This is a genomic window from Escherichia coli DSM 30083 = JCM 1649 = ATCC 11775 (assembly GCF_003697165.2).
Taxonomy (GTDB): Bacteria; Pseudomonadota; Gammaproteobacteria; order Enterobacterales; family Enterobacteriaceae; genus Escherichia; species Escherichia coli.
The window spans coordinates 3,534,723-3,553,014 of record NZ_CP033092.2; the positions used below are offsets into that span (position 1 = coordinate 3,534,723).

Annotated in this window: 15 protein-coding genes; 2 read left to right on the forward strand and 13 right to left on the reverse strand. The window is 51.3% G+C overall.

Going from position 1 to position 18,292, the window contains the following annotated elements:
• Positions 1 to 148 precede the first annotated feature (148 nt).
• From mdlB to cof, 4 genes are all read right to left on the reverse strand, one after another.
• Positions 149 to 1,930, reverse strand: a complete 1,782-nt coding sequence (gene mdlB / locus EAS44_RS18430) for a SmdB family multidrug efflux ABC transporter permease/ATP-binding protein (protein WP_001256184.1) — start codon at positions 1,928 to 1,930, stop codon at positions 149 to 151.
• The gene (mdlA, locus tag EAS44_RS18435) at positions 1,923 to 3,695 is read right to left on the reverse strand and encodes a SmdA family multidrug ABC transporter permease/ATP-binding protein (protein WP_001235600.1); all 1,773 of its coding nucleotides are present in this window, start codon (positions 3,693 to 3,695) and stop codon (positions 1,923 to 1,925) included. The genes mdlB and mdlA overlap by 8 nt, the downstream gene beginning before the upstream one ends.
• 29 nt (positions 3,696 to 3,724) lie before the next feature.
• Positions 3,725 to 4,183 carry a DNA-binding transcriptional regulator DecR gene (gene decR, locus EAS44_RS18440; protein ID WP_000884589.1) on the reverse strand — a complete coding sequence of 153 codons (459 nt, stop codon included), beginning with the start codon at positions 4,181 to 4,183 and terminating at the stop codon, positions 3,725 to 3,727.
• Between the two features lie 152 nt (positions 4,184 to 4,335).
• Positions 4,336 to 5,154: an HMP-PP phosphatase gene (gene cof / locus EAS44_RS18445; RefSeq protein ID WP_000113027.1), complete on the reverse strand. Its 819-nt coding sequence runs from the start codon at positions 5,152 to 5,154 to the stop codon at positions 4,336 to 4,338.
• Positions 5,155 to 5,253: 99 nt separating this feature from the next.
• On the opposite strand from cof, the gene ybaE reads away from it, so the two are divergent.
• Positions 5,254 to 6,954 (forward strand): SgrR family transcriptional regulator, encoded by a 1,701-nt coding sequence (gene ybaE / locus EAS44_RS18450; protein WP_001238241.1) that lies wholly within the window; start codon positions 5,254 to 5,256, stop codon positions 6,952 to 6,954.
• Positions 6,955 to 7,018: 64 nt separating this feature from the next.
• On the forward strand, positions 7,019 to 7,714 hold the full coding sequence (queC, locus tag EAS44_RS18455; RefSeq protein ID WP_000817227.1) for a 7-cyano-7-deazaguanine synthase QueC: 696 nt from the start codon (positions 7,019 to 7,021) through the stop codon (positions 7,712 to 7,714).
• Positions 7,715 to 7,765: 51 nt separating this feature from the next.
• On the opposite strand, the gene fadM is transcribed toward queC, so the two are convergent.
• From fadM to bolA, 9 genes are all read right to left on the reverse strand, one after another.
• The gene (gene fadM, locus EAS44_RS18460; RefSeq protein WP_001194552.1) at positions 7,766 to 8,164 is read right to left on the reverse strand and encodes a long-chain acyl-CoA thioesterase FadM; all 399 of its coding nucleotides are present in this window, start codon (positions 8,162 to 8,164) and stop codon (positions 7,766 to 7,768) included.
• 105 nt (positions 8,165 to 8,269) lie between these two features.
• Positions 8,270 to 8,641: a helix-hairpin-helix domain-containing protein gene (ybaV, locus tag EAS44_RS18465; RefSeq protein WP_000680314.1), complete on the reverse strand. Its 372-nt coding sequence runs from the start codon at positions 8,639 to 8,641 to the stop codon at positions 8,270 to 8,272.
• A gap of 150 nt (positions 8,642 to 8,791) precedes the next feature.
• Positions 8,792 to 10,663, reverse strand: a complete 1,872-nt coding sequence (gene ppiD / locus EAS44_RS18470) for a peptidylprolyl isomerase (protein WP_000969372.1) — start codon at positions 10,661 to 10,663, stop codon at positions 8,792 to 8,794.
• 191 nt (positions 10,664 to 10,854) lie between these two features.
• Positions 10,855 to 11,127 carry a nucleoid-associated protein HU-beta gene (gene hupB, locus EAS44_RS18475; protein WP_001043542.1) on the reverse strand — a complete coding sequence of 91 codons (273 nt, stop codon included), beginning with the start codon at positions 11,125 to 11,127 and terminating at the stop codon, positions 10,855 to 10,857.
• A 208-nt stretch (positions 11,128 to 11,335) separates the two neighbouring features.
• Positions 11,336 to 13,690, reverse strand: a complete 2,355-nt coding sequence (gene lon / locus EAS44_RS18480; RefSeq protein WP_001350617.1) for an endopeptidase La — start codon at positions 13,688 to 13,690, stop codon at positions 11,336 to 11,338.
• Positions 13,691 to 13,877: 187 nt separating this feature from the next.
• Positions 13,878 to 15,152, reverse strand: a complete 1,275-nt coding sequence (gene clpX, locus EAS44_RS18485) for an ATP-dependent protease ATP-binding subunit ClpX (protein ID WP_000130305.1) — start codon at positions 15,150 to 15,152, stop codon at positions 13,878 to 13,880.
• A 125-nt stretch (positions 15,153 to 15,277) separates the two neighbouring features.
• Positions 15,278 to 15,901, reverse strand: a complete 624-nt coding sequence (gene clpP / locus EAS44_RS18490) for an ATP-dependent Clp endopeptidase proteolytic subunit ClpP (RefSeq protein WP_000122253.1) — start codon at positions 15,899 to 15,901, stop codon at positions 15,278 to 15,280.
• 254 nt (positions 15,902 to 16,155) lie between these two features.
• On the reverse strand, positions 16,156 to 17,445 hold the full coding sequence (gene tig / locus EAS44_RS18495) for a trigger factor (protein ID WP_001198385.1): 1,290 nt from the start codon (positions 17,443 to 17,445) through the stop codon (positions 16,156 to 16,158).
• A 343-nt stretch (positions 17,446 to 17,788) separates the two neighbouring features.
• Positions 17,789 to 18,106, reverse strand: a complete 318-nt coding sequence (bolA, locus tag EAS44_RS18500; protein WP_000973448.1) for a transcriptional regulator BolA — start codon at positions 18,104 to 18,106, stop codon at positions 17,789 to 17,791.
• Positions 18,107 to 18,292: the final 186 nt, after the last annotated feature.

Genomic DNA, 18,292 nt, shown 5'->3' on the forward strand with positions numbered 1-18,292 from the left:
CTGCTACACGAAGAAGGTATTGCAAGCGGTGTGCCAGAAATGAAAAACGAGAAAGAGAGCAGGAAGTTAAGAAGATTGAAAATGAAAACGCACTATGACAGTGCACAGTGCGTTACATTTTTGCACCAACGATGAAATATTGCGCTATTCAGGCGCTCAATGATTCCTCTTCACGCACGCTGGCTGCCAGCTCTTCGCCCGCAAGTTGCAGTTGATACATCTGCCAGTAGCGTCCCTGGGCCGCCAGCAGTTGCTGGTGAGTGCCCTGCTCCACAGCTTGCCCACGATGAAGCACCAGAATGGTGTCGGCATCAACAATAGTCGATAAGCGGTGAGCAATCACCACAAGCGTAGTATGTTCACGCACCGCCGCCAGAGCATGTTGAATCGCCTGTTCAGTCCCGGAGTCAATGCTGGCGGTTGCCTCATCAAGGATCAGGATTTGCGGCGTCTCCACCAGCACGCGCGCCAGTGCCAGCAGTTGCTTTTGCCCGACTGAGAGATTATTCCCCTGCTCGCCAAGCGGCGTGTAAATACCATCACTCATGCTACGCGCCAGCTCCGCCAGCTGCACGATTTCCAGCGCCTGCCAGACGCGTTCTTCAGAGATATCACGTCCCAGCGTCACGTTGGCGAGGAAGGTATCCGCCAGCACCACCGGATCTTGCTGCACCATTGCCACGCCCTGGCGCAGCGCGCTGTGACTTAGCGTACTTAATGGACGACCATCAAGGCGAATCTCACCTTCCGTTAGCGGGTAATAGCCCATCAATAAACTGGCGAGGGTGCTTTTGCCACTGCCGGTATGCCCGACCAGCGCCACAAAGTTGCGCGAAGGCACAGAGAGATTAATGTTCTTTAGCACCAGATTGTCATCGCGATAAGCAAATGACACGTTATCGACGTCGATGGTGCCGCTCTGCAACGGGCGATCATCATTGCCATATTGCTGGCGCGGTCCGTCCATCAGCTCAAAAACGCGCTCACCAGCAACAACAGCCTGTTGCAGCATCGCCTGCTGCGTGGTCAGTTCGATTAAGGGTTCGTTAAGTCGCCCCAAATAACTGATGAACGCATACAACACGCCCACTTCAATGGTGCCGCTGGCAGAGAAGCCAAACAGCATCAACAAGCCACAAAGAATGAGCGATGAAAACAGACTCAGCAGCGGACGCAGCAGAAAACCGTCGAGGCGCAGGGTTTGCATCCTCGCCATATAGTGTGAACGACTGGCCTCACCCATACGTTCGCCAAATCGCGCCTGCTGACGGAACTGCTGGATAACGCTCATGCCATTGATGATTTCGTTAAAGCCGTCGTTGATATCCGCCAGATAAGCGCGCACACGACGGACAATCGGCGTGCTGTAACGCTGATATATCACCATTACCACCAGCACCACCGGGAAAATCATTATCGCCACCAGCGCCATTCGCCAGTCGAGGCTGAACATCGCCACCAGCATCGCGCCCACCAGTGCGGCGCTACGCAGGACAGTTGCCACTACGGTAACGTAGAGATCGCGGATCACTTCAGTGTCATTAGTGACGCGGGAAATCACCTGCCCGACGGGTTGGGTATCAAACTCGCTTAATGGCTGGCGTAACGCAGCATCCATCACGTCGGTACGCAACTGTTGCACTACGCCTACTGCCGCCCGATTAAACAGCAGCGACTGCGCGTAATGTAGCCCGGCTGCAAACAGTTGCAGCCCAACATACGCCGCCGCCAGCCCTGCACCCACTTTCAACGGCAGGTTATTTTTCGCTACCATATTGTCGATAAAATAGCTGATAAGCAGCGGCCCACTGACTTCTGCCGCCGCCGCAACCCACATCATCAGGACCGCAATCCCCAACGGTTTACGCCACGGTGAACCGTACGCTAACAGGCGCTTGAGAGTCGGCCACAGTTGGCTAAAACTACGCATCGATGGCCTCCTCGCGAATTTCCGGAGCGTCGTCGAGCGCCGCCTCCAGTTGTTGATAGCGATACATATCGCGATACCAGCCGCTTTGTTGTACCAGCACATCATGATTGCCACGCTGGCCGATATGCCCGTGCTGCATCACAATAATTTCACTGGCTTCCGTCAGTGCAGAAAGGCGATGGGCACTGATGATTACCGTTCTTCCCTGCCCCCACTGACGCAGGTTATGCAGGATCTGGTGCTCTGTACGTCCGTCCACCGCTGAAAGCGCATCATCAAGGATGAGGATTTCCGCGTTGACTAATAACGCTCGAGCAATGGAGATACGCTGTTTTTGTCCGCCAGAAAGCATCACGCCGCGCTCGCCCACTTCTGTGTCGTAACCTTGCGGCAGACGCAAAATATCGTCATGTACGCTGGCTAACCGCGCTACGTGTTCAATCTCTTGCTGGATGGCATTCGGGCAACCCAACGCGATGTTGTTCGCCACGGTGTCGGAAAAAAGGAATGGTGTCTGGCTGACCACCGCCAGACGGCTACGCCAGCTATCGAGTTGTAACTTCGTCAGAGGAATATCATGAAAACGGATATCACCCTCGCTGACGTCGAAATGACGCTGAATGAGCGACAACAGGGTACTTTTGCCGGAACCAGTCGGCCCGCAAATACCTACCATCTGACCGGGTTTCAGGGCGAAATTGACGTTTTCCAGCGCAGGATGGTCAGTCTGCGGATACGTAAACTGGCGAATATTCACATCCAGTTCACCACGACCTTCTGGCACCTTATCACTACCATCAATAACGACTGGCGCTTCGGCCAGCATGGTACGAATTCGGCTATACGCCGCGCTGCCACGTTCCACAATGTTAAACATCCATGCCAGCGCCAGCATTGGCCAAATCATCAGACCTAAATACATTATAAAACTGGTGAGCTGGCCCAGCGTTAAACTGCCCTGTACCACCATCCAACTACCGCCGCCAATCGCCAGCAAGTTCGCCATACCAATCGCGATATAGATGGTCGGGTCGAAACGAGCATCAATACGCGCCACCCGCATGTTTTTTTTGCCGGTATCTTCGGCATCCGCGGCAAATAACGCCGACTGACGATCTTCCAGACCAAAGGCTTTGATCATGCGAATACTGGTGAGGCTTTCCTGGGTGCGGTCATTAAGACTGGAAAACGCCGCCTGTGCCAGCTTAAAGCGTTCATGCAAGGCATCGCCGTTGCGCTTGATCATGATCGCCATCACTGGCATCGGCAACAGGGCAAATAAGGTCAACTGCCAGCTAATTTGCGTAGACATCATAATCAACACAGCGCAGCCCATTACCAGTGAATCCACCAGCGTCAGCACCCCTTCTCCGGCGGCAAACACGACGCGATCGACGTCATTGGTCGCACGAGCCATGAGGTCACCCGTGCGATGACGCAGGTAAAACTCAGGATGCTGCCGGCTTAGCTGGCGGTAATAATCTTCACGCAGTTCAACAGCCAGTTGATAAGACGCACCAAACAGCAATACGCGCCAGACGTAACGCAGGAGATAAACCACAACGGCAATCAGCACCATGGTGGCGATCCACATCAGGATCTGCCCGGTAGTAAAGTGTTGTTCTGTCACGCCATCAACAACAATACCAACCACTTTTGGCGGAACCAGTTGCAGCATCGCGATAATGACAAGCAAGGCGACAGCCCCGAGATAGCGACGCCATTCCCGACGGAAATACCAGCTTAATTGAGCAAATAATCGCACGCGTTGTGTCCTGACTTGATTCTGGATATTTATTCGATGGGTAAAGAAGTGGTGTATTTAATCTGTTCCATCGCGAAACTGGAAGTGACGTCCGACAGCCCCGGTACACTGTTTACCAGACGCTTATAAAACTCGTCGTAGCGTTTCATGTCGGCAACCTGGACGCGCATCAGATAATCGTATTCACCAGCCATGCGCCAGAACCCCAGCACTTCTGGCATTTCGGTAACCACCGTGACAAAGCGGCAATACCATTCGCTGCTGTGATGTTGCGTTTTTATCAGCACAAAGGCGGTCAGGCCGAGGCCTATTTTTTCCGGATCCAGCAGGGCGACTTTGCCGATAAGAATACCGTCGTCCTCCAGCCGTTTCAGACGCTTCCAGCAGGGGGTGGTTGTCAGATTAACGGCTTCAGCCAGTGCCTGCAAAGAGAGGGTGCAATCCTGCTGTAGCAAGGCCAGCAGCTTACGGTCAATTTTATCTAACATAGCCCTTCCACAGAGAATTTTTTTCTCTTTTAATTCTATTTTAAAGGTGAAATCGCGACAATTTATTCTGTGCGGTTTAAGCACCACGGCACAAAATGACAAATTCAACGCAAAAAAAACCGGGCAATTGCCCGGTGCTGGAAGGGATCTCATTATTCGGGGGAATAAGGTAGATGTGGATAGTCCAGCCAGTGCGTCAAATAGTGAGAGACAGCCTGATTTCGGCAATGTCCAATCACCGGTAAATGCGGGAGCTCCGCGCGCAGTTGCGGCATCGCATTGCCCATAATAAATCCGCTACCGACGCTGCCTAACATTTCGCGATCGTTCATCGCATCACCAAAGGCCATGCAATCGCGTAACGATAAACCTAAATGTTGGGTCAGCACCGTCAATGCAGCGCCTTTATTGCAGCCCACCGGCAGCACTTCGAGGCAATCCGTGGCGGAAAAACATAAATGTGCACGCTCGCCTAATGCTTCGTATAGCTGGATCTGCAAGCGTGTAAGATCGTCGTGATCGCCACAGAAGCAGATCTTGGTGACGCTGCCGAGTGGCATTTTTTTGACATCGATTATCTGATAACGAAAACCGCTATAGACAAATGCCTGCAACAACGCAGGGATCTCTTTCCCGGTAAACCAACCATCGTCATTGAAGATATGCATGCTTGCTCGGGTATCCCATTGCTGATACAGCACCAGCTCCGCGACATCCGCAGGTAAATCATCACGATGTAAAAGTTCACCTTCCAGAGAATGCACGCGCGTTCCGTTGCCAGTAATCAAATATGCATCCAGCGATAGCGCCCCGAGAATATGCTGCATCTCCAGCGCATGACGCCCCGTGGCAAAAGTGAGGGTAATGTCGCGTTCACGCAGTCGCGCCAAAGTAGAGAGGGTTTTCTCACCTAAATGATGGTCAGGCATCAATAAAGTGCCATCCATATCAAATGCTGCCAGACGAGCCATTTCTTTCTCCACTCTGTGACACGGTTAATGGTGATTGAGTATCACCTGATATATACGGAAGTAATAGTGAATAGTTAAATAATATTGTTCCGGGTTTATATGCGACTGCTCAACCGTCTTAACCAGTATCAACGTCTGTGGCAACCTTCCGCCGGAAAGCCGCAAACCGTCACCGTCAGCGAACTGGCCGAACGCTGTTTTTGCAGCGAACGCCATGTTCGTACGCTGTTGCGTCAGGCACAGGAGGCGGGATGGCTGGAGTGGCAGGCGCAGTCAGGACGCGGAAAGCGCGGACAATTACGCTTTCTGGTCACGCCAGAATCGCTACGCAATGCGATGATGGAACAGGCGCTGGAAACCGGAAAGCAGCAAGATGTGCTGGAGCTGGCGCAACTGGCCCCAGGTGAGCTGCGCACTCTGTTACAGCCGTTTATGGGCGGACAATGGCAAAACGATACGCCCACGTTGCGTATTCCCTACTATCGCCCGCTCGAACCGCTACAACCGGGCTTTTTGCCCGGCCGTGCCGAGCAGCATCTGGCCGGGCAGATATTTTCCGGCCTGACCCGCTTCGATAATAATACTCAGCGCCCGATTGGCGATTTAGCACATCACTGGGAAACCTCTACTGACGGGTTACGCTGGGATTTTTATCTTCGCTCAACCTTACACTGGCATAACGGCGATGCAGTAAAAGCCTCCCACTTACACCAGCGGTTATTGATGCTGTTACAACTGCCAGCACTGGATCAATTATTTATTAGCGTGAAGCGTATTGAAGTCACCCATCCGCAGTGTCTGACCTTCTTTTTACATCGCCCCGATTACTGGCTTGCGCACCGACTGGCGAGCTATTGCAGCCATCTGGCGCATCCGCAATTCCCACTGATCGGCACAGGTCCTTTTCGCTTAACACAATTCACAGCGGAACTGGTGCGCCTGGAGAGCCATGATTATTACCATTTACGTCATCCGCTGCTTAAAGCGGTTGAGTACTGGATAACTCCGCCGCTTTTCGAAAAAGATATGGGAACCAGTTGTCGGCATCCCGTGCAAATCACCATTGGCAAACCGGAGGAGCTGCAACGGGTCAGCCAGGTCAGTAGCGGCATCAGTTTAGGTTTTTGCTATTTAACATTGCGCAAAAGTCTCCGACTGTCCCTCTGGCAGGCGCGAAAAGTAATCTCCATTATTCATCAATCCGGTTTATTACAAACGTTAGAAGTCGGAGAAAACCTGATCACTGCCAGTCATGCATTACTGCCAGGCTGGACTATTCCGCATTGGCAAGTACCGGATGAAGTTAAACTACCGAAAACCTTGACGCTGGTTTATCACCTACCGATAGAACTTCATACCATGGCAGAACGCCTACAGGCGACACTGGCAGCGGAAGGCTGTGAACTCACAATTATTTTTCATAACGCAAAAAACTGGGACGACACGACCCTACTGGCACACGCAGACCTCATGATGGGCGACAGATTAATTGGCGAAGCACCGGAATATACCCTGGAGCAATGGCTGCGTTGCGATCCACTGTGGCCACATGTTTTCGACGCTCCAGCATATGCACATTTGCAATCGACACTGGACGCAGTGCAAGTAATGCCTGATGAGGAAAACCGATTTAATGCCCTGAAAGCGGTTTTTAGCCAGTTAATGGCAGATGCGACGCTGACGCCGCTGTTCAACTATCACTATCGCATTAGCGCCCCTCCCGGCGTGAACGGTGTGCGACTGACACCGCGCGGCTGGTTTGAATTTACCGAAGCCTGGCTTCCCGCGCCGTCGCAATGAATAGCTGGTCCGGGTTAATCGCAGGCGTTACCATAACGTTTTTATTGTTCAAGCAGGATTATCTATGAAACGTGCTGTCGTTGTGTTCAGTGGAGGCCAGGATTCCACCACCTGTCTGGTGCAGGCATTACAACAATATGATGAAGTCCATTGCGTGACGTTCGATTACGGTCAACGCCATCGCGCAGAAATCGACGTGGCACGCGAACTGGCGCTGAAACTGGGGGCACGCGCGCATAAGGTGCTTGATGTAACGCTGCTCAACGAGCTGGCGGTCAGCAGCCTGACGCGTGACAGCATTCCGGTGCCTGATTATGAACCTGAAGCCGATGGTATCCCGAATACGTTTGTCCCAGGGCGTAATATTTTGTTCCTGACACTGGCGGCAATATATGCGTATCAGGTAAAAGCAGAAGCCGTAATTACCGGCGTCTGCGAAACGGATTTCTCCGGCTACCCGGATTGCCGCGATGAGTTTGTGAAAGCACTAAACCATGCCGTCAGTTTGGGCATGGCGAAAGATATTCGTTTTGAAACGCCGCTGATGTGGATTGATAAAGCGGAAACCTGGGCGCTGGCAGATTATTACGGCAAGCTGGATTTAGTCCGTAACGAAACGCTGACCTGTTATAACGGCATTAAAGGCGACGGTTGCGGTCATTGTGCGGCGTGTAATTTACGTGCCAACGGTTTGAATCATTATCTGGCCGATAAACCGACGGTGATGGCAGCGATGAAGCAGAAAACCGGGTTGAAGTAATTATTCCGGGTGTCGCCGGATGCGGCTTGAGCATCCGGCACCACAAAACGTTTACTTAACCATCTGCTCCAGCTTTTCGCGCAATTCCCCTTCCAGAGCTAATGCTTTCTGCGTTTTAAGATCAATACAAACAAACGTAATAAGCGCATCCGCTACCACCTGTCCTTCCGGCTCCAGTGTAATGACCTGGCTTAAGATGCCACTTTTACCGTTTAATTGCTGCAACTGACTGGTAATGGTTAACAGGTCGCTTAATACCGCCGGGCGGCGATAGTTAATATTGATATTGACCACGACGAAAGCGATGTTATGGGCCGTCATCCAGTGAAAACTGTCGCTATTTTCCAACCCATGCCAGCGGGCTTCTTCGAGAAATTCAAGGTAGCGGGCGTTGTTTACGTGCTGGTAAACGTCGAGATGATATCCACGAACTTTGATTTGTGTTTGCATAGCGCAATAACCTTACGTTGTTGTTATAAGAACTGTTATAAGTACAGAGGTCATAACTGGTATGACCTCTTCAGTCTGGCAAAAAATTGCCACTATGCAAATTAATTACAGGGTTAATACCGCCAGATTACGTTCCACCAGCGAATTGCCCATCCCCGGCACCTGCTTTAGATCCTCCACCGTTTTAAACGGACCGTACTCTTCGCGATAACTGACAATCGCCTGCGCTTTCTTCAGGCCAACGCCATTCATCGCGCGGGCTAACTCTTCCGCGCTGGCATTATTAATGCTGACCCGGGTGCCTTCTTCGTCACTGGCTTTCGCCGGTACTGCTGCTTTACTTTGTGCTGCAGGAGCTTCCGCTTTGGTTTCTACTGTTGTCGGTTTCGCCACAGAAGCTGCCGCCAGCGCGCTATGAGACATTCCGGCACAGGCCAGGGACAGGGTAATGAGCAGTGCTTTAATTCCGTGTTTCATACTGTTTTCTCCTTGTTTGTTAACAGTGGAATCACCTTAACGGCAGTGAAAACAGTAAACAAATGGCAATGTTCAGAAATGGAAAAGGCCGCGAAAGCGACCTTTTCTTGTTACAGCTGCAAAGCATTTTTTTGCGAGGCGGCTTCAGGATTATTGCTGTTCCAGCGCATCGCCAATTTTGATTTTCGCCTCTTTACGCAGGTTACTCATCAGAGCTTCAAAGACGATTTGTGCGTTGTTCTGGGTGATACCCTGCACCATCGCTTTTTTCTGATCTTCCGGCATTGAACCTTGTTTCACTTCATCCAGCGCCAGCAGAACCACATTACCTTGCATATCGGTCGCCATACCGTAGCTCGGTTTGTCTTTCGCTGGCAGTGGCAGTGCAAACGCAGCCTGGCTAATCGGGTCACGACCGGAACGGCTTAAGGTTTTCGGCTCGCCAAATTTCAGACCGGCAGCCTGCATAGCTTCCGCACCTTTGCCGGCTTTCAAATCAACCAGCAGTTTCTCAGCATCCACTTTCGCCTGTTGTTCAGCTTTGTTGTGCTGAACCAGTGCCTTAACTTGTTCCTGAACATCTGCCAACGGTTTCACCGCTTCCGGTTTGTGCTCGCTGATGCGCAGCACGAATGCGCGGTCGCCGTCTACGGTGATGATGTCAGAGTTGATGCCCGGCGCGCCGTTTTCACCTACCAGACCGCCGTTGAAGATAGCGTCGGCAACTGGCTTGAAGTTCAACTCTTCCGGCAGGTTATCTTTGCTGAACCAACCCGTCTGAGTGGCTTTAACGCCGGCAGCTTGCTCTGCACCGGCCAGAGACTCGGTGTCGTTGCTTGCCGCATCGCTCACTTTCTGCTGCAGCGCGTAGTACGCATCGAGGGCTTTTTCGTGTTTCACTTTCGCCGCAATGTCGTCACGTACTTCGTCTAACGATTTCACTTTCGCTGGCTGAATGTCGTCCAGACGCACAATCAGGAAACCGACCGAAGATTTGATAACACCAGACAGTTGGCCTTTTTCTTTCAGACCAGCATTTTTCAGTTCGTCCGGGATAGTGGCATCTTCTAACCAACCCATATCACCGCCGTTGCGGGCAGAGATAATATCGGCAGATTTTTCTTTGGCTAATGCAGCAAAATCACCGCCCTTATTCAGCTCATCAAGTACCGCTTTCGCTTCATCTTCAGTTTTGGTCTGGATGATGCTGTAACGGGTACGCTGCGGCTGGGTGAATTGATCCTGATGCTGATCGTAGTAGCTCTGGATATCCGCATCGCTAACCGGTTGCTGCATCGTCGCGGCATCCAGCTTGATGTAACTCACGCGGAATTGTTCCGGCGTCATGAAATTGTTTTTGTTTTGTTCGTAGTAGCTGGCAATTTCCTGTTCGGTCACAGGCTGCTTCGCCGCCAGCGCGTTAACATCGATAGTCGCTTCACGCACCACGCGTTGTTGAGCTACCAGTGCCGCCAGCTCGTCGGTTTCACCTTTCAGCATAAAATCGGTACCGGCAACGCCGTTAATCAGCTGTTGGGTAGTGAGCTGGTTACGCAGCGCCTGGGCGTACTGATCGGCGGTCATCCCCATCTGGTTGAGGATACCGTTATAGCGGCTGTTATCAAATTTGCCGTCAACCTGGAAGGCTGGGGTCGCGAAAATCGCCTGTTTAACCTGCTCATCGCTGATACCCAGTTTCAGCTCACGAGCGTACTGATCCAGAAGCGCCTCGTCGATCAGACGATTCAGCACCTGTTGACGCAGGGTTTTCATATAGCCTTCGTTCGCTGCCAGCTCGGAGTATTGATCGCCCAGCTGTTGCTGCATGCGATTACGCTCGCTGTTGAAGGCGTTCTCGAATTGCCCACGGCTGATTTCCTGGTCATTCACTTTTGCGGCGTAGTTATTGCCTCCGCCAATCAGGTAACCACTCACGCCGGTCAATATGAACGACACGATAATGATACCGAAAATAATCTTGAGCACGAGACTGTTTGCAGCCGTGCGTAAGCTGTCCATCATGGTGTAACAACACTCCGCTGTAGATGACTGTGTACCTCACGCAACGTATCGATGCGCGCAAAGGCCTATTGTGACAAGAAACGGGGGCAATTGTCAGCCCACAAGACGCAGAAAGTCACCGAATACAAATAAAAAAGGCACATCAGTAGATGCGCCCTTGAACTTCGTCACATCCCCACTGGGGACAACGCTTAGTTTACCGCGTCTTTCAGTGCTTTACCTGCACGGAAGCTCGGTACTTTAGCAGCAGCGATGGTGATCTCTTTACCGGTCTGCGGGTTGCGGCCAGTACGGGCAGCACGCTCTTTAACGGCAAAAGTACCAAAACCTACCAGTGCTACATCATCCCCTTCTTTCAGAGATTCAGTTACGGAAGCAATAATAGCATCTAACGCACGGCCAGCCGCAGCTTTAGAGATATCAGCCCCTGCAGCAATCTTGTCGATCAATTGAGATTTATTCACTCTTCTCTTCCTCTTTATAATTTATATCGCACTTGAATCCTTCAAGGTACGAACGCGCAGCAGTTATATCAGGCCAGCCATCCCCTTACAACACCCCTTAATAAGGGCAAGCCCGATCCGCCATCTAACTTAGCGAGACAAAAAAAGGCTGGCAAGCCCGAATTAGCCTGCCAGCCCTGTTTTTATTAGTGCATTTTGCGCGAGGTCACTATTTTGCAGTCACAACCTGCATGCCAGACGGTTCATTTTGTAGCGCCAGAGTCAGAACTTCCTCAATGCGCTTCACAGGATGAATGTCCAGATCGGCAATTACGTTGTCAGGAATCTCTTCCAGATCGCGTTTATTTTCGAACGGAATTAACACTGTTTTAATCCCGCCGCGATGCGCTGCCAGTAGTTTTTCTTTCAAACCACCGATCGGCAGTACCTGACCACGCAGAGTGATCTCACCGGTCATTGCCACATCGGCACGAACCGGGTTACCGGTCAGGCAAGAAACCAGCGCGGTGCACATGGCAATACCGGCACTCGGACCATCTTTCGGCGTCGCACCTTCCGGTACGTGGACGTGGATGTCACGTTTTTCGTAAAAATCAGGGTTGATCCCCAGTTTTTCCGCACGCGCACGAACCACCGTTAACGCCGCCTGAATAGACTCCTGCATCACTTCGCCGAGCGAACCGGTATAGGTCAGTTTACCTTTCCCCGGAACGCACGCGGTTTCAATGGTCAGCAAGTCACCGCCCACTTCCGTCCACGCCAGACCGGTTACCTGGCCGACACGGTTTTCGTTATCCGCGCGCCCATAGTCGAAACGCTGAACACCGAGGTAGTCATGCAGGTTATCTCCGTTAATTTCGATATGTTTTAATGACTTATCGAGCAGTAACTGCTTAACCGCTTTGCGACACAGTTTGGAGATTTCACGCTCCAGACCACGCACGCCCGCCTCACGGGTGTAGTAACGAATAATGCCGATAATGGCGCTATCGTCGACGGTCAGCTCACCTTTTTTCAGTGCATTACGTTCAATCTGCTTCGGCAGCAGGTGACGTTTGGCGATGTTCAGTTTTTCATCTTCGGTATAACCGGAGAGGCGAATCACTTCCATACGATCCAGCAGCGGTGCCGGAATGTTCATGGAGTTCGACGTAGCGACAAACATTACGTCGCTGAGATCGTAATCCACTTCCAGGTAGTGGTCGCTGAACGCTACGTTCTGCTCTGGATCCAGCACTTCAAGCAGTGCGGAGGCCGGATCGCCACGCATGTCAGAAGACATTTTGTCGATCTCATCGAGCAGGAACAGCGGGTTTTTCACGCCCACTTTCGCCATTTTCTGGATCAGTTTACCCGGCATAGAACCGATGTAAGTACGGCGGTGACCACGGATTTCCGCTTCATCACGCACGCCGCCCAGCGCCATACGGACATATTTACGCCCGGTGGCTTTGGCGATGGACTGACCCAGGGAGGTTTTACCTACCCCCGGCGGCCCTACCAGGCAGAGGATCGGTCCCTTGATTTTGTTGACACGGCTTTGAACCGCAAGATACTCAAGGATACGATCTTTCACGCGCTCCAGACCATAATGGTCGGTATCAAGGATTTCCTGCGCCTGACGCAGGTCTTTTTTGACCTTGCTACGCGCATTCCACGGCACCTGTACCATCCAGTCGATATATCCACGCACTACGGTCGCTTCTGCCGACATCGGAGACATCATTTTCAGCTTCTGCAGCTCTGCTTCCGCTTTCTCTTTTGCCTCTTTCGGCATCTTCGCCGCGTCGATTTTGCGCTTCAGGGCTTCGTTTTCGTCCGGCGCGTCGTCCATTTCACCGAGTTCTTTCTGAATAGCTTTCATTTGCTCGTTCAGATAGTACTCACGCTGGGATTTCTCCATCTGCTTTTTAACGCGGTTGCGAATGCGTTTCTCAACCTGCAGCAGATCGATTTCCGATTCCATCATTGCCATCAGATATTCCAGACGTTCGTTAACGTCGGACATCTCCAGAACGGACTGTTTGTCAGCCAGTTTCAGCGGCATATGTGCAGCAATGGTATCCGCCAGACGCGCCGGATCGTCGATGCTATTCAGCGACGTCAGCACTTCTGGTGGGATTTTTTTGTTTAGCTTGATGTAGCCTTCGAACTGGCTGATTGCAGTACGCACCAGCACTTCCTGTTCCCGCTCATCAATGGTCGGCGACTCCAGATACTCCGCCTTCGCAGAAAAGTGTTCGCCATTGTCAGAGAGCGCAGAAATACGCGCGCGCTGTACCCCCTCGACCAGCACTTTGACGGTGCCGTCAGGCAGTTTCAGCATCTGCAATATAGAGGCCACGGTCCCGACGGTGAAAAGATCGTTTACACCCGGCTCATCCGTTGAAGCTTCTTTCTGCGCGACCAGCATAATTTTTTTATCATGGTCCATCGCCGCTTCCAGACAACGGATGGATTTTTCCCGCCCGACAAATAAGGGGATGACCATGTGCGGATAAACTACCACATCGCGCAGCGGCAATACGGGGATTTCAATGCGTTCAGAACGCTCAGGATTCATAGAGCTCTCTCTTAGTTTAATTTCCGCCAGGTAATCAGATGACACGACTGTGCTTCACGCCATCTATTAACATGTACGTCAGTATATGGGGATGTTTCCCCCACATTCAACGCCGAGAATAGAGGAAAAATTAAAGGGGAGATAAAATCCCCCCTTTTTGGTTAACTAATTGTATGGGAATGGTTAATTATTCACCAGATGCCTGTTGCGCTTCCGGCTTACCATAAATCAGCAACGGTTTGCTTTGACCATCAATTACCGACTCGTCGATAACCACTTTTTCGACATCTTCCATGGACGGCAGATCGTACATGGTATCGAGCAGTGCGGCTTCTACGATGGAACGCAGGCCACGGGCGCCGGTTTTACGCGCCATCGCTTTCTTAGCGATAGCATCCAGCGCCTCGTCACGGAATTCCAGATCCACGCCTTCCAGATTAAACAGCGCCTGATACTGCTTGGTCAGGGCGTTTTTCGGCTCTTTGAGGATCTGAATCAGAGCTTCTTCGCTCAGTTCATTCAACGTTGCGACAACCGGCAGACGACCAATGAACTCAGGGATCAGACCAAACTTGATCAGATCTTCCGGTTCAACCTGCGCCAGCAGCTCGCCTTCGCTTGCTTTGTCGGACTTCGCTTTTACCGTCGCGCCAAAACCAATACCGGAGCCGGTTTCTACACGATGGGAAATCACTTTATCCAGACCGGCAAACGCACCGCCACAGATAAACAGGATCTTAGAGGTATCAACCTGCAAGAATTCCTGCTGCGGATGTTTACGCCCACCTTGCGGCGGAACAGCAGCTACCGTACCTTCGATCAGTTTCAACAGTGCCTGCTGTACGCCTTCACCGGAAACGTCTCGGGTAATGGACGGGTTGTCTGACTTACGAGAAATCTTGTCGATTTCATCGATGTAGACAATCCCGCGCTGCGCTTTCTGTACGTCGTAATCGCACTTCTGCAACAGCTTCTGAATGATGTTTTCAACGTCTTCGCCCACATAACCGGCTTCGGTCAGCGTGGTTGCGTCAGCCATGGTGAACGGAACGTCCAGCAGGCGCGCCAGCGTTTCGGCCAGTAGCGTTTTACCGGAACCGGTCGGACCGATCAGCAGAATGTTACTTTTGCCCAACTCGACGCCATTGCTGGTATCTCCGTTGCGCAGACGTTTGTAGTGGTTGTATACCGCGACCGCCAGCACTTTTTTCGCCTGTTCCTGACCGATAACGTAATCGTCCAGGTGGTTGCGAATTTCATGCGGCGTCGGTAGCGCACTGCGTTCACGATGCGGTGCAACTTCTTTAATCTCTTCGCGAATGATGTCGTTACATAAATCAACACATTCGTCGCAGATATACACGGATGGACCGGCAATCAGCTTGCGCACTTCATGCTGGCTTTTGCCGCAAAAAGAGCAATACAGCAATTTGCCTGAGCCATCTTTGCGTTTATCTGTCATGGGTCAAAACCTCTTCTTTGTTCTTTGTGCCGCACACGACGACGCAAATGCCATTCTCAGGCGCAAGCCGCTTACAGCGTTGTGCCGCCCTGGATAAGTATAGCGGCACAGTTGCGCCTCTGGCATCAATTACGATGGGTCAGAATCGAATCGACCAGACCGTATTCCACCGCTTCAGGGGCAGAAAGGAAGCGATCGCGCTCGGTATCACGTTCAATCTGTTCTAATGATTGACCCGTATGAAGCGCCATAAGTTCATTCATGCGCCCTTTAACTTTCAGAATTTCACGGGCATGAATTTCGATATCGGTCGCCTGGCCCTGGTAGCCGCCCAACGGCTGGTGAATCATCACGCGCGAATTCGGCAGGCAGAAACGTTTACCTTTTGCCCCTGCAGTCAGCAAGAAAGCACCCATCGAGGCCGCCTGGCCCATACAGATGGTGCTGACATCAGGCTTGATAAACTGCATGGTGTCATAGATAGACATCCCGGCAGTAATCACCCCGCCTGGAGAGTTAATGTACAGATAGATATCTTTTTCTGGGTTTTCTGCTTCCAGGAACAGCATCTGCGCCACAATCAGGTTAGCCATGTGATCTTCAACCTGGCCAGTCAGAAAAATGACGCGTTCCTTAAGTAGACGAGAATAGATATCAAAAGAGCGCTCACCTCGTGAGGTCTGTTCAATGACCATCGGCACCAGCGCCATATGGGGTGCAAAGTTATCTCGTTCGCCGCTGTATGACATTTCCGTCTCCTGGATAAAATTGAAAAAACCTGCTGTACCGATTGTAACCTTATGGACGGATTATCAGCTAGTCCCTGTGTTATGGGTACGGCATCACCATATTTCAAGCATAACAATCTTTTGTTGTTACGCTAACACCGAAAGAGGCTTTTCGCACGGTTCCATGCAAAATTCATGACAAAAAAAAGCCCACCACCTGGCGGTGACGGGCCTTTGTGCGAATTTAGCGCGTTATGCTACGTAAATTACGCCTGCTAGTTCATCAGCTCGTTGAAAGTGGTTTCTTTTTCAGTCACTTTCGCTTTCGCCAGTACAGCTTCAACAGCCTGTTCTTCCAGAGCAACATTGCGCATGTTGTCCATCAGTTCTTTGTTTTTGCTGTAGAACTCGATAACTTCTTTCGGATCTTCGTACGCAGAAGCCATCTCTTCGATCAGGCCTTTCACGCGCTCTTCGTCAGCTTTCAGCTCGTTGGTGCGGATAACTTCGCCCAGCAGCAGGCCAACAACTACGCGGCGTTTAGCCTGTTCTTCGAACAGTTCGCGCGGCAGTTCCAGAGCTTGTTTTTCGTTGCCACCGAAACGCTGTGCAGCCTGGCGACGCAGAACGTCGATTTCGCTGTCGATCAGCGCAGCCGGTACGTCGATGTCGTTAGCTTTTACCAGACCTTCAATCGCCTGAGACTTAACGCGGTTACGGATGGCGCTCTTCAGCTCGCGCTCCATGTTTTTACGCACTTCAGCGCGCAGACCTTCTACGGAACCATCTTCAACGCCGAAACGTTTGATGAATTCTGCAGTCAGTTCCGGCAGTTCACGCTCTTCAACTTTCTTCAGGTTGATAGCGAATTTCGCTGCTTTACCCTTCAGGTTTTCTGCGTGGTACTCTTCCGGGAAGGTCACGTCGATGGTGAACTCTTCGCCAGCTTTGTGGCCTTTGATACCGTCTTCAAAGCCCGGGATCATGCGACCCTGACCCATCGCCAGTACGAAATCAGACGCTTTACCGCCTTCGAACTCTTCGCCGTCAACAGAACCGGTGAAGTCGATGGTCACACGGTCTTCTGCTTCAACAGCGCCGTCTTTTTCTTTCCAGGTTGCCTGCTGTTTACGCAGAGTATCCAGCATGCCGTCAACGTCAGCATCGGTCACTTCAACGATCGGTTTTTCAACTTCGATCGCTTCCAGACCCTGCAGTTCAACTTCCGGATAAACTTCAAACTCTACAGAGTAGGTGAAGTCTTCACCCAGCTTGTATTCGCCCGGAACATAGGTCGGTGCGCCAGCCGGATTGATTTTTTCTTTAATGATGGCGTCAATGAAGTTACGGCTCATCAGGTCGCCCAGGACGTCCTGGCGTACAGACGCGCCATAACGCTGAGCAACGATATTCATTGGCACTTTGCCTTTGCGGAAGCCGTCAATACGTACTTTTTTCGCAACGTTGACCAGCTCGCTTTTAACAGCGGTCTCGATGCTGTCAGCAGCGATAGTAATCGTTACACGGCGGCCAAGGCCTTGAGTGGTTTCAACTGAAACTTGCATCTTGTTACCTCAAAAAATCACAGTGCTCGGTCAACTCTTACCCCGCAAGCACAGGTTGTTGGCTTCGCGGAACCGGGATGTTCTTATAATCAATCACATTCCCTGTTACCAGAATCATCCCGAAAGCATTCAAATAGGACGCGGCATTATAGCGGCATCACTTTTATGAGTCGAGAACGGTTATTGCGCGCTGTCGCGTATTTTTTCACAATTCCCGGGCGATTTTCGTCTGAATGCTGGGCAAAAAGCGCAAAATCCAGACAAAACAAAACGGCCCGCAGGCCGTTTTTCATAAAATCTTTAGCAACATACTGGAAAAGCGCCGACAGTTGCAAATGCGTTTTTACGCGATGCTTCCTGCTCCACGACAGGGAGGAGAGGCAAAGACGGTGTCCTGCAACCCTTCCCACTCCTTAATAGTGTAAGTATGCAGAGCCAGCGCATGAACGGTAGTAGAGAGTTCCTCCGCTAAAGTACTGTAAATCATTCGATGACGATTCAGAAAACGTTCACCCGTAAAACGATCGCTGACCAGCACAACTTTAAAATGGCTTTCAGAGCCGGCTGGGACATTGTGACGATAGCTTTCATCCACTACTTCGAGGAATACGGGTTGGAACGCCGCCCTTAATTTTTCTTCTATCCGCTCACGTATCATCATGAAATATCTCCTCCGACAACGCTGAGATGTCATCCATCCCTTTAAATACTAGCCGCTTTTACCGTTTCCATTGCAGCTTAACAACAAATATTTAGGTTTCGTCCTGGTTTTTCCGTCAAGCGTATGAAGTTTACTGATTTAAAGATTGAAACACAGGCCTCGCATCAGCGTTTCTTTTACCAGGGG